Below are 12,448 nucleotides of genomic sequence, written 5' to 3'. Positions count from 1 at the left end.
GAAGACCAGAACATGAAAATAACCAAAAGTCTGTTGCACGTGGGTGTGCTTGGGCTGTCGATCCTGGCGAGCAACGTCATGGCGGCAGTCTCGGCGGATGAAGCTGCCAAGCTGGGCACGACCCTGACCCCGATGGGCGCCGAAATGGCCGGCAACGCTGCCGGCACCATTCCAAAGTGGTCGCCACTGCCCACCAACGCCGGCGCCGTCGACGCCCGTGGGTTCCTGGCTAACCCGTACGCCAGTGAGCAACCGCAATTCACCATCACTGCAGCGAACGTCGAGCAATACAAGGACAAGCTGGCGCCGGGGCAGTACGCGATGTTCAAGCGCTACCCGGAAACCTTCAAGATGCCGGTCTACCCGACCCATCGCGGCGCCACGGTGCCGGCGGATGTGTTTGCGGCCATCAAGAAGAACGCCACCACCACCAACCTGGTGTCCGGCGGCAACGGCCTGGAAAACTTTGAAACCGCCGTGCCGTTCCCGATTCCCAAAAGCGGCGTCGAGGTGATCTGGAACCACATCACCCGCTATCGCGGTGGCAGCGTGACCCGCCTGGTGACCCAGGCCACGCCGCAAACCAACGGTTCCTACAGCCTGGTGTACTTCCGCGACCAATTTGTGTTCCGTGACAAGATGAAAGACTTCGACCCGAAAAACCCAGGCAACGTGCTGTTCTACTTCAAGCAGCAAGTGACCGCGCCGGCGCGTCTGGCCGGTGGTGTGCTGCTGGTGCACGAAACCCTGGACCAGGTAAAGGAACCGCGTTCGGCGTGGGTCTACAACGCCGGCCAGCGCCGTGTGCGCCGGGCGCCGCAAGTGTCCTATGACGGCCCGGGTACTGCGGCCGACGGCTTGCGTACCTCCGACAACCTCGACATGTACAACGGTGCGCCGGATCGCTACGACTGGAAGCTGGAAGGCAAGAAAGAGATCTACATCGCCTCCAACAGCTACAAGATCGACGATCCCAAGCTCAAGTACGCCGACATCATCAAGGCCGGCCACATCAACCAGGACCTGGCTCGCTACGAGCTGCGCCGTGTCTGGCACGTGGTCGCGACCTTGAAGGAAGGCCAGCGCCACATTTACGCCAAGCGTGACTTCTTCATCGACGAAGACACCTGGCAAGCAGCGGTCATTGACCACTACGACGGCCGTGGCCAACTGTGGCGTGTCGCCGAAGCCCATGCCGAGAACTACTACGACAAGCAAGTGCCGTGGTACGCCTTGGAAACCCTTTACGATCTGCAGTCCGGCCGCTACCTGGCACTGGGCATGAAGAACGAAGAGAAGCAGGCGTATGACTTCGGCTTCACTGCGACCACCAGCGACTTCACCCCGGCGGCCCTGCGCCAGGATGGTGTTCGCTAAGCTGCACGCGTAACTCAATGTGGGAGGGGCGGTGCGACGATTCGACTTGCCCCCGATAGCGGTGTGACAGTCAAACAGTGCATTGACTGATCCGCCGCCATCGGGGGGCAAGCTTCCTCCCACATTTTTTGTCGCAGTTCTTTTTCAGTCATTTGTAGCAAAGATCTACAAACCCGCCGCTTTTACCGCTAGTCTGCGGACATCTGCAATGCCGACCACAGCCTTCTACAAGAGCCCGGCGATGACTGATCTGTCCCGAATCCAAGGGCCTGCCAGTGCGGTAATCCCGACCCTGGAAGGTCGCTTCTACAGGCCACCCCTGCCTGACGGCTACGTGCTGCGACCGCGCTTGTGCGAACGCCTGAGCGCCGGGCTGGACGGGCGCCTGTTGCTGGTCAGCGCGCCGGCCGGGTTCGGCAAGAGTTCGTTGGCGGTGGAGTTCTGCCAGAGCCTGCCGGCCCATTGGCAAAGCCTGTGGTTGGGCCTGAGTCCGCGGGACAACGACCCCGGTCGTTTCCTCGAGCGCCTGCTCGATGGTTTGCAGCAATTCTTCCCGCAACTCGGCGCCCAGTCCCTGGGCTTGCTGAAAATGCGCCAGCGTCATCAACCCTTTGCCTTTGAAGAATGGCTGGACGGCCTGCTCGACGAGCTGGCCGTGCACCTGTCCACCCGTGCGCCGCTGTTGCTGGTACTGGATGACTATCACCTGGCCCAGGGGCCGGTGCTTGACCGCTGCCTGCAGTTTTTCCTCAATCATCTGCCCGATGGTCTGGTGGTGATGGTGACCAGTCGCCAGCGCCCTGACTGGCATCTGGCGCGGCTGCGTCTATCGCGCCACCTGCTGGAACTGAATGAACAGGACCTGCGCCTGACGCACGACGAATCCCTGGCGGTGCTGGATCGCCACAGCAACTCCCTGCGCGGCGAAGCCCTCGACAACCTGATCCGCCGCAGCGAAGGCTGGGTCGCCGGCCTGCGCTTCTGGTTGCTGGCCGCCTCCGAGGCCGGTAGCGACGGCACCTTGCCGCAAAGCCTGAATGGCGGGGAAGGGCTGATCCGCGACTATCTGCTTGAAGAAGTGATCGACTGTCTGCCGGCCGAAGTACAGGCGTTTTTGTACGATACAGCCCCGCAGGATCGTTTTTGCAGCGAACTCTGTGATGCTGTGCGTGAAGCCCACGACAGCGCCGAAATCCTGCGTTACCTGCAAGCCCACCAAGTCTTTCTGGTGCCGCTGGACGAGCAGGGCCACTGGTACCGTTATCACCATCTGTTTTCCGACCTGCTGCGCACGCGGCGCGCCAGCAGCCATGTACTGCCGGCCGCCACCCTGCACCTGCGTGCGTGCCGCTGGTTCAACGCCCAGGGCTTGATCGATGAGGCGGTGGAACAGGCGTTGCGCGCCGGCCACCTGGATGTGGCGGCCAACCTGGTACAGAACCTGTCCGAAGAACAACTGCTGGCCGAGCAAAACGTGGGCATGTTGCTGCGCTGGAAAATGGACCTGCCCGACAGTCTGCTGATCAGCACGCCACGTTTGATCGTGCTGTACAGCTGGGCGTTGGGCCTGGCTTGCCAGTTGGACGCGGCGGAAGAATTGTCCAGTTACCTCAGTCGCTTCCTGCCGGCACCATCGGCCACCGCGCAAAAGTCGATGCTGGCCCAGTGGCTGGCGCTCAGCGGGATCATCGCCCGAGGCAGGGGGGATCGTGAGTTGACCCAACGCTATTGCAGCGAAGCGTTGGAAAGCCTGCCGCAACGGCGTTACGGCCAGCGCCTGATGTGCCTGTCGACGCTCTCCAACCTGGCCATCGTCGATGCCGACCTATGGCGCGCCCGTGGTTTGAATCGCGAATCCCTGGAACTGGCGCAGCGGGTCGGCAACCCGTTGTTCGAGGCCCTGGCCCATTACGACCGTGCGCGGGTGTTGCAGGCGCGCGGCGAAATCCTGCGTTCCCTGGATGAAGTGCGCCAGGGTTTGCAGCGCCTGCATGGCCTGGCGCCGCAGCGCTTGTACGCGGTGCGTGCGCGGTTGTCGCTCTACGAAGGTTTTTTGCTGTTGGTGCGCCTCCAGCCTGAAGCCGGTCTCGCTCGCTTGCGCGCCGGTCTCGCCGAAGCCCGGGCTTGCCGCGATATCAGCGTGTTGATCGGTCATTGCGTGATCGCCAGTTTCGAAGGGCGTCGGGGTCAATTCGCCACGGCGTTCGCCGAGCTTGCCGAGGCGGAGCGCCTGATGCATATCTGGGACGTGCCACCGATCTACTACCTGGCGATGATTACCCTGATCAAGTGCGAGCTGTGGTTGGCCCAGGGCCGCACCGACCTGGCTGACGCCTGGCTGACCCGCCTGGGGCAGACCTACAACGGCGAACACGCCGCCGCCGCGCCAGAATTCCATCCGCACCTGCCCCAGCATATCGGGTTGCAACAGGCTGCGTTGGACGCCACGCGCCACCAGCCCGCTGCGGCGCTGCAACGCCTTGATGAACTGGCGCAGCAGGCGCATAACAGTGGGCGCCAGATGATCGCCCTCATGGCGCTGACCCAGCAGGCGCATTTACTGTTGGAGAGCGGCCAGGAGGCCAAGGCGCGTCCGCTGCTGGCACAGGCGCTGGAGGCGGGGGCCGGTGGCGCGTTGCAACCCTTCCAGCGTCTGCTGGAAAACCATCCGGACTGGATGCGCGAGCAACTCGCCAGAGATTCCCATGGCCTCTTGAACGAGAGCCTGCTGGCGCTGTTGCCCGTCGCCTCGGTGGTGGAGACAGTGTCGACCCATGAAGCCTTGAGCACACGGGAGCTGGCGGTGCTGCAACTGATCGCTCAGGGCTGTTCCAACCAGGAGATCAGTAATCGGTTGTTTATCTCCCTGCACACGGTCAAGACCCACGCCAGCCACATCAACAGCAAGCTGGGCGTTGAGCGGCGCACTCAGGCGGTGGCACGGGCGCAGGAGCTGAGGTTGCTCGGCTAGGCCTGGGCTTTTGCGAAAGCCGCAGCCATGTAGTCTTGTTCTCGCAGTGAAAGACCAACCGCCTGAGCCACGGTCCTCCAATGGCTGACTGAGTTGATGCAGTCAGCGATGATTTCATCCGCCTTCCCGAGGTTCACACGGAAGAAACCGGCGACTTCTCTCGCCAGTTCCAGATCCAGCGCATTGTCGTATTCGGTAATATTGAGTTTCAGGCCATCTCCCAGTGGCGTGGGATTCAAGTCATACGCATCCGAAAGGCGCCATCCGTTGCCTGGCTCCAGGATAAAGCCATGATTACGCAAGTGGTCGTCGGTGTTTGAAACCAGGATATTGAACACGATGCGCGTCCACAGCTCTTGCAGATCCTGGTCGGTATTCGAGCCGCTGCGCATCAGCACTTCAGCCAGCTCCAGGTAGCTAGCGCCCGAGCTGGCGTCGTCACCATCGACTCGGCCAGTGAGCGTCATGGCGGATGCAAAGTGCAGACGGCCGCCTGCAGCCGTCCGGTCGAAACGTTTGACCATGAAGCAATGAAACTCGCTGGCATAGCGCTTGCCGATCGCAGAGGCGACCTTCAGGCCGCAGGCCTTGGCCAGGGCGTTGACGACCAGCTCCCAGCCGCCCACATCGTAGGTGTCGCGGGTCGAGGGAAATTTGGCGATCCATAGATGGTTGTCGTGGTCGGCGACGCTGGCTTTCGGGCGTGCACCGCCCAGGGAGCCGCCGGGTGCAATCAACATGCGTAGCCATTGCCGGCCTTCTGGGGCCCGATTATCCGGGTCGTTTTCCAGCTCGCGACTGGCTCTTTCCAGCGTATGCAGCTCGACAAAAGGCGGCGCGGCAATGGTGTCCTGATCATCGAGAAAACTGCCGGTATCGTTCAGCCGGTAGCGTAGGGCGCCGGCGCGAAAGAGATCGTGTACGCCAAGCAGATAGTCCGACTCGCCGAGCCGAGTATTCGCGTCGTATAGTCCGTCGCGGATGTCGCGTTCCAGGCGTCGTTTCATCAGCAATCGCCCCCAGCGATCCGGGCAGGAGTCGCTGAAGACACCAAACATGTTTCGCCCCTCAACAGGGAACTGAGCGCCTGCATAGGGGCCGATGCCCGGGTCGATCCGAACGGCGTTCAGCGCCCGGTCTTGCAATGCCAGAGGGTCGCTTTCGTACTCGAACTTTTCGGTCACCCGGGTTTTTTTTGCGTGCAGCCAACCAAGGCGCCGGGGGCCGTCGATACCTTCCCAGTCGGCATAAACCCCAATCATGGTCATTACGTGTCTGTCCTTTGCCGTGGTGGGATCAGTGCGGCCAATGCGTCGCTGCTGATCGTGCCCTTGTCGGGAGGGGGCGTAGGCTTTGACGGTAGTGGCTTCTTGCGGGCGGTGGCTTTGTTTCTTGTAACTTTCTCTGACTCCATCGGCTTATTCCTGCGCGACGCTGATGCCTTGCCCGTTAGCAGTGTTGAATCCTGCAGATGTCGACCCAGTTCATCGTCCGCTGCGACGGCGTTCAGGTCTTTTTCGAGGCCCAGCACCTGCAATATCGCCAGGTAAGCACCCATCGTGCTTCCTGAAGAGCCGCGCTCCAAGGCTCGAAGTGTCATCTGGGACATGCCGGCGCGCTCAGCTGCTTGCTTGGCAGTGATTTTTCGGCGCAGGCGCGCAAGTTTGATCCGCTCGCCGAAATCCGAAAGCAGGTGCTCGGTAGTGGGTAGCAATGGGGCGACTTTTTTTGCCATGCTATTATTCCTGCACTTTTTGGTGCGAAGTGCAAAAATAATAGCACTTCTATTTCTTTGTAAAGTGCAATTATTCTGGCGATACAGGGCTCGGAACTATAGTTTAATTGCATTGATCACGATTCAGAGGCTCACCCATGACGCTCACGGCTCCCACGCTGATTCGCGAAACCTTCCCCGTAGGCCCCTTGCAGTGCAACTGCACCATCATCGGCGACCCCATCAGCAAAAAGGCCATCGTGGTCGACCCGGGCGGCAACCATGAGCTGATCCTGGCGCGGCTCGATGCCCTGGGCCTCAAGGTGGTCAGTATCATCCATACCCATGCCCATCTGGATCACTTCCTGGCGTCCGGCCAGTTGAAGGAGAAGACCGGTGCCACCTTGTACTTGCACAAAGAGGATCAATTCCTTTGGGACAATCTGGAAATGCAATGCCAGATGTTTCGCGTGCCCTACACCCCGGTGCCTTCGCCAGACCGCTGGCTGGAACATGATGAAGAGTTGGCCTGCGGGTGTGGCGTGGCATTGCACACCCCGGGGCATACGCCGGGCTCGATGAGCTTCTGGTTTGCCGATGCCAAGCTGCTGATTGCTGGCGACACCCTGTTCCGACGTGGTATCGGGCGTACGGATTTGTGGGGCGGCGACCAGGCGACCATCGTGCGTTCGATCAAGCAGCGGCTATACACGCTGGATGAGGGGGCGACCGTGGTGACCGGGCACGGCCCGGATACTCGACTGGGTGATGAAATGCGTGAGAACCCTTTTGTACGGGCGTGACAGATTAATTGCCGGGTAGGGCTGTTCTGTCAGAGGCAAGCGTTGCAGCAAAAACTCAGGTTGTGTTCAGCGTGCGTCTGCTACGGTTGCTGTAGCGACGGAATTTTTGCCGTTTGTCGTGTTCCAAACTCGGCACAGGTCCATTGCCAATGTCCTTTGCACCATAGAATGCAAAAGTAGGAGCTTCCTTCATGTTCACTTCGCGTCGTCTGCTTGTTGTTGCTACCGCCGTAGCCCTGTTGTCCGGCTGCGCATCACCTAATCCTTATGACGGCAGCAGCCAGGGACAGGCGAGTAATGAATCCGGCGGTATGAGCAAGACCGCCAAGTACGGCGGCCTGGGTGCCCTGGCCGGTGCACTGGCGGGTGCGGCCATCGACCATAACAACCGTGGCAAGGGCGCGCTGATCGGTGCCGTGGTTGCAGGTGCCGGCGCAGCAGGTTACGGCTACTACGCCGATCAGCAGGAAAAGAAACTGCGCGAGAGCATGGCCAATACCGGGGTTGAAGTTCAGCGCCAGGGCGACCAGATCAAGCTGATCATGCCGGGCAACATCACCTTCGCCACCAACTCGGACGCGATCTCCAGCAGCTTCTACCAGCCGTTGAACAACCTGGCCAACTCGCTCAAGCAGTTCAACCAGAACACGATCCAGATCGTCGGTTATACCGACAGTACGGGCAGCCGTCAGTTGAACATGGACCTGTCCCAGCGTCGTGCGCAGAGCGTAGCCAACTACCTGACGTCCCAGGGCGTCAACGGTGCCAACCTGAGCGCACGCGGTGCCGGCCCGGATAACCCGATTGCCAGCAACGCCGACGTCAACGGCCGCGCCCAGAACCGTCGTGTGGAAGTCAACCTCGGCCCGATCCCGGGCCAGCAGTACGGCCAGCCAGGTGCTCAGCAACAGGCGCCACAGCAGAACAACCAGTTCCAGGGCAACCCGTACTCGCAGTACCAGTAAACATTCGCTAATAAAAAGGGCGCCTGTGAAAGGCGCCCTTTTTTGTGGCTGCGTGATTACATCAATCGATGTATTCGAACACCTTCACGATTTTCTGCACGCCGGACACACCTTGCACCAGGTTGGCTGCGCGAGTGGCTTCGGCCTGGGTCAGCAGGCCCATCAGGTAGACGATACCGTTGTCGGTCACGACCTTGATGCGCGAACCAGGGATCGCGTTATCGGTGAGCATCTGCGCCTTGATCTTGGTGGTCAGCAGGGCGTCGTTGCTGATGGCCAGCAGGGTGATCGGGTCCATCACCTGCAATTCGTTATGCACTTTCTTCACGCGCTGCACGGCAGCGGCGGCTTGCTCGGCCTGGGCCTTGAGGTCGGCGCGTGGCGTCTGGCCAGCGAGCAGTACGACGCCGTTGAAGCTGGTCACGACGATGCGCGAAGCGCCATTGCCCAAATCTGGCGCGGCCTTGGCGACGTTGACCTCGACCTTGGTTTCGATCAGCGAGTCATCGATCTTGCTGCCGAAAGTGCGGGTGCCCTTGTCATCCTGAATAGGGGTGTCACGAGTCGCGGTGATGGCCGTGCTGCAGCCGCTGATAGCGAGGCACAGGGTGATGGCCAAAAGGCTGAGGCGGTTAACGGTCATTCTTCACTCCCAAACAGTTGGCTGTCGATCAGATCGCACAGGCAATGGATCGCCAGCAGGTGGACTTCCTGGATACGTGCGGTGACATTGGCCGGGACACGAATTTCCACGTCTTCAGGCAACAGCAGTGAGGCCATGCCGCCGCCATCGCGCCCGGTCAATGCTACGACAATCATTTCGCGATCATGTGCGGCCTGGATCGCTTGAATAATATTCGCCGAGTTGCCGCTGGTGGAAATCGCCAGCAGCACGTCACCCGGTTGACCCAGGGCGCGAATCTGCTTGGAGAAGATTTCGTTGTAGCTGTAGTCGTTGGCAATCGAGGTGATCGTCGACGAGTCGGTGGTCAAGGCAATGGCTGGCAGGCTTGGGCGCTCACGCTCGAAGCGGTTGAGCAGCTCGGACGAAAAATGCTGGGCATCGCCGGCCGAGCCGCCGTTGCCGCACGAAAGCATTTTGCCCTCGTTGAGCAAGGCGTTGACCATGACCTGACTGGCTTGCTCGATGTGCGGTGCAAGTACGTCCATCGCCTGTTGCTTGGTGTCGATACTGGCCTGGAAAAGCTGGCGAATTCGGGATTGCATGTCCATCTGTGTGACCTTAAGTAGCGCGGCTGTTTGGCACAGGAATGTGCAGCCCGCAAAGCAAAGAGCAAAAGTGTGTGGTGAAGATGTCCGGCGAATCAGCTGTCGAAGGCATTCTTGAGCCAGTTCAGATCAGCCTGACCAGACGGTGTGCTTTCTATGGCAACCACATCGAAACGGCAGGGGGCGTCGGCCCAGCGATGCTCTTTTTGCAGGAAAAACTGCGCCGCGAGTATCAGCTTCTGACGCTTGCGCCCGTCGATACTGGCGAGCGCGCCACCCCATTGTGCGTGTTTTCTGTAGCGGACTTCGACGAATACTACTGTATCGCCGTCAAGCATGACCAGATCAAGCTCACCGCGTTTACATAACCAGTTCTGCGCCAGCAGGCGCAGACCTTGTTGTTGCAAATACTCCAGGGCTTGCAGTTCGGCGTCCTTGCCGCTTTGTGCAGTGGACCGCTCGGGCATCAGCGCGGAGTGTCCGGCAGGCGCTGGATCTCGCCACCGACAAACTTGGCCCAAGGCATCTGGCGATCAACGCGCTGGTTGGCGCTGATACCCAGGTTGCCCGACAGGCCGTCGACACGGGTGTCTGGCAGCGCCTTGAGTTGCCCCAGGCGCGGCGCCAGGCGGTAGGCGTCGACGCCCATCGCGTACAGGCGGCCGAGGCTGCCATTGGCTTGTGGCCATTGTGCGGCTACCTGGTTGCGCAGTGGGTCGGTAGTGTTGAGCAACCAGGGCGTTTCGCAAAACATCACGTTGGTCATGTCCAGGTACTGGTTCTTGTCGCCGCTGGCGCTGAACACGTGGGACGTGGCGTATACCGGCACGTCGCCGGCATATTGGAAGTTCAGGGTCGGCTTGATCTGCTGGGCCAGTTGCGGTGTCACGGCCAGGAAGATGAACTCGATGTCCTGGCGACGCGACGGCTGCGCGGCGACATCAGTGCCGACGGTGCTTTGCAGGCTCTTGGCGCGGCCTTCGCTTTTGCGCAGCTGGAACAGATCGGCAATTTGCTGAGCGAGGGCGACGGGCTGATCGACATACTCAACTCCCATGACCTGGCCGCCATTGGCTTCCCAGTCCTGGCGGAAGGCTTTGTAGACACGCTCACCCCATTCGCCACGCGGAACCATGGCAGCCGCGCGATGCAGGCCGTCGGCACGGGCGCGGCGCGACACTTCGCGGGCTTCGTCTTCAGCGGCCAGGCCGAACTGGAACAGTTGCGCCGGGCTGCGATCAGTCTCGCTGTAGTTCAACGCCAGGGTGGTGATCGGCAATTGCGGGCGGGCACTGAGCTGTTTGACCAGGGGCTTCTCCAGCGGGCCGACCACCAATTGCACACCGGCGGCCTGGGCCTTGGCGTAGAAGTCGTCGAGGGAGGTCAGGCGTGAGCTGTCATAGAATTCGATGACCGGCGGCTTCTGCCCCGCTTGTTCGGCCTGGTAGTGCGCCGCCATGAAACCTTCACGCAGCGCTTTGCCGACGGAGGCCAGCGGGCCGTCCTGTGGCAGCAGCAAGGCGATCTTGTTCAGAGGCTGGCTAGCCAGTTCCTTGAGCTTGGTCAGCGGCGTTGGCAATTGCACGGCAGCCGGGTGGCCCGGATTCTGTGCGCGCCAGGTGTCGATGGCCGCCTGTTGCTGCTCCAGCGTACCGGCGCCCTTGACCGACTGGGCCAGGGTGATCCAACCATCCAGCACCGGATTGCCGCTGGCTTGCAGCTGTTCGGCCGGCACGGCGGCAATCAAGGCCCAGATGGCTTCGTGGTTGTTGTTGGCGGCATCACCCGTGAGCAGTGGGGCCATGGCGACACGTTCCCGGGCGGCAGCCAGGGTCTGGCCGTCGGCTTCATAAGCGCGGGCGTGTACGCTGGCGGTGCGGATCTGCTGTTCAGGCGGCAGGTCCTTCAGGTTTTGCAGGCTCGGGTGGCTCAAGGCAGTCAGCGCCGCCTTGGGCTGGTTGCGCGTCATGGCCAGTTCGGCAGCCAGGGTGCTGGCAAATACTTGCGCGGCGGGCTTGAGGACATCCAGGGGCACTTGCGCAAGAATCTGCGACGAACGCCCAGGGTTGTTCTGCTTGTAGGCCATGTCTGCCGCACTCAGGCGCAGCAACGCGGCCTTTTCTGGCGTCTTGGCGGTAGTGGCCTGTTCGAGCAGTTGCTCGATACTGGCGTCCGGGGTCCGTGGAAGGTCGCCAAGGCTGGACGAGGGCGAGCTGGCGCACGCGGCCAATAAGGCAGCGAGGCAGAGGGCGGAGAGCAGCCGCAGGCAAGCGATCATGTAAGTGTTCCTGATACCGATCAAATTAGCGTGGAATTGTACCCAAGCACTGGCCCAGGCGCGATGTTACTGGCGTGAAACCGTCGAATTAGGTCGTGCAAATGTTGCAACTGGCGTTAAACGGCTGAAAAGGCATCGGCGGTGATGGCATATTTTCAAGGCGCCTACGCGCTACAATGTCGCTTTTGCCAACCATCGAGGTGTGCGTTTTGACTGCTCCAGGTCCTTTGAATTCCACTGCAGGCTCGCTTTTTGTCGTGGCGACGCCCATTGGCAACCTGGACGACATCAGTGCGCGGGCACTGAAAATGTTGCGCGAGGTTAAATTGATCGCGGCGGAGGACACACGGCACTCCCAGCGTTTGATGCAGCATTTTGGTATCAGCACGCCATTAGCCGCGTGCCACGAACACAACGAGCGCGAAGAAGGCAGCCGCTTTATCGTGCGGCTGCTGGCCGGCGACGATGTGGCGCTGATCTCCGACGCGGGTACACCCCTGATCTCCGACCCTGGCTACCATCTGGTGCGCCAGGCGCGGGCCGCTGGTATCAATGTAGTGCCTGTTCCGGGAGCGTGCGCGCTGATTGCGGCATTGTCGGCGGCGGGTCTGCCGTCCGACCGTTTTATTTTCGAGGGTTTCCTGCCGGCCAAGGCCGTTGGGCGACGTGCGCGGCTGCAAGCGTTAAAGGAAGAGCCGCGCACCTTGATCTTCTATGAAGCCCCCCATCGCATCCTCGAATGCCTGCAGGACATGGAGCTGGTATTTGGCGGTGCGCGCCTGGCACTGCTGGCCCGTGAGCTGACCAAGACCTTCGAAACCCTCAAGGGTCTGCCGCTGGAAGAGTTGCGTGCGTTTGTCGAAGGTGACAGCAATCAGCAGCGCGGCGAGTGTGTGGTGCTGGTCGCAGGCTGGACCGCGCCTGAGGACGAAGATGCGGTGGGCAGCGAGGCCATGCGCATCCTCGATCTGCTGCTCAAGGAGATGCCCCTCAAGCGTGCGGCCGCCCTGGCGGCGGAAATCACCGGGGTGCGCAAGAACCTCTTGTATCAAGCGGCGCTGGATAAACAAAAAGGCGAATAGTTCCAGGGTTAAAGCGGTATTCCGTCTG

General features: G+C 61.0%; 11 protein-coding genes. 5 read left to right on the top strand and 6 right to left on the bottom strand.

Annotated elements, in window-relative coordinates:
* The first annotated feature begins 12 nt into the window (after positions 1–12).
* Positions 13–1,377, top strand: a complete 1,365-nt coding sequence (locus tag BMX59_RS02635) for a DUF1329 domain-containing protein (protein WP_025855569.1) — start codon at positions 13–15, stop codon at positions 1,375–1,377.
* A gap of 241 nt (positions 1,378–1,618) precedes the next feature.
* Entirely contained in the window at positions 1,619–4,348 is a 2,730-nt protein-coding gene (locus tag BMX59_RS02630) for a winged helix-turn-helix domain-containing protein (RefSeq protein WP_093119794.1), read from the top strand.
* On the opposite strand, the gene BMX59_RS02625 is transcribed toward BMX59_RS02630, so the two are convergent.
* Positions 4,345–5,616 (bottom strand): type II toxin-antitoxin system HipA family toxin, encoded by a 1,272-nt coding sequence (locus BMX59_RS02625; protein ID WP_093119792.1) that lies wholly within the window; start codon positions 5,614–5,616, stop codon positions 4,345–4,347. The two genes, BMX59_RS02630 and BMX59_RS02625, sit on opposite strands and share 4 nt — an antisense overlap.
* Positions 5,616–6,083, bottom strand: coding sequence for a helix-turn-helix domain-containing protein (locus BMX59_RS02620; protein ID WP_092240778.1), 468 nt, complete (start codon positions 6,081–6,083; stop codon positions 5,616–5,618). Before BMX59_RS02620 ends, BMX59_RS02625 begins: the two co-directional genes overlap by 1 nt.
* A 137-nt stretch (positions 6,084–6,220) precedes the next feature.
* On the opposite strand from BMX59_RS02620, the gene BMX59_RS02615 reads away from it, so the two are divergent.
* Together BMX59_RS02615 and BMX59_RS02610 are read left to right on the top strand one after the other, a co-directional pair.
* A complete protein-coding gene (locus tag BMX59_RS02615) occupies positions 6,221–6,865 on the top strand; it encodes an MBL fold metallo-hydrolase (RefSeq protein WP_093119787.1) in 645 nt (214 codons plus the stop codon).
* Between the two features lie 191 nt (positions 6,866–7,056).
* Complete coding sequence (locus BMX59_RS02610) at positions 7,057–7,830, top strand: YiaD family glycine zipper/OmpA-like lipoprotein (protein WP_058422961.1); 774 nt, start codon at positions 7,057–7,059, stop codon at positions 7,828–7,830.
* 61 nt (positions 7,831–7,891) lie between these two features.
* On the opposite strand, the gene BMX59_RS02605 is transcribed toward BMX59_RS02610, so the two are convergent.
* The 4 genes from BMX59_RS02605 to BMX59_RS02590 form a co-directional block, all read right to left on the bottom strand.
* Positions 7,892–8,473 (bottom strand): BON domain-containing protein, encoded by a 582-nt coding sequence (locus BMX59_RS02605; RefSeq protein WP_012722284.1) that lies wholly within the window; start codon positions 8,471–8,473, stop codon positions 7,892–7,894.
* Positions 8,470–9,063, bottom strand: coding sequence for a phosphoheptose isomerase (locus BMX59_RS02600; RefSeq protein WP_007904374.1), 594 nt, complete (start codon positions 9,061–9,063; stop codon positions 8,470–8,472). Before BMX59_RS02600 ends, BMX59_RS02605 begins: the two co-directional genes overlap by 4 nt.
* Positions 9,064–9,155: 92 nt before the next feature.
* Entirely contained in the window at positions 9,156–9,527 is a 372-nt protein-coding gene (locus tag BMX59_RS02595) for a YraN family protein (protein ID WP_093119777.1), read from the bottom strand.
* Positions 9,527–11,338, bottom strand: a complete 1,812-nt coding sequence (locus BMX59_RS02590) for a penicillin-binding protein activator (RefSeq protein ID WP_071491180.1) — start codon at positions 11,336–11,338, stop codon at positions 9,527–9,529. The genes BMX59_RS02595 and BMX59_RS02590 overlap by 1 nt, the downstream gene beginning before the upstream one ends.
* A 176-nt stretch (positions 11,339–11,514) precedes the next feature.
* Between BMX59_RS02590 and rsmI the strand changes: the two genes are divergently transcribed.
* Positions 11,515–12,420, top strand: coding sequence for a 16S rRNA (cytidine(1402)-2'-O)-methyltransferase (rsmI, locus tag BMX59_RS02585; RefSeq protein WP_170856025.1), 906 nt, complete (start codon positions 11,515–11,517; stop codon positions 12,418–12,420).
* The last annotated feature ends 28 nt before the right edge of the window (positions 12,421–12,448 follow it).

It is taken from the genome of Pseudomonas sp. NFR09, assembly GCF_900111535.1.
In the GTDB taxonomy this organism is placed as follows: Bacteria; Pseudomonadota; Gammaproteobacteria; order Pseudomonadales; family Pseudomonadaceae; genus Aquipseudomonas; species Aquipseudomonas extremorientalis.
The sequence above is the reverse complement of the archived record's forward strand: the minus strand, read 5'-3'. Positions and strand labels throughout refer to the sequence as shown.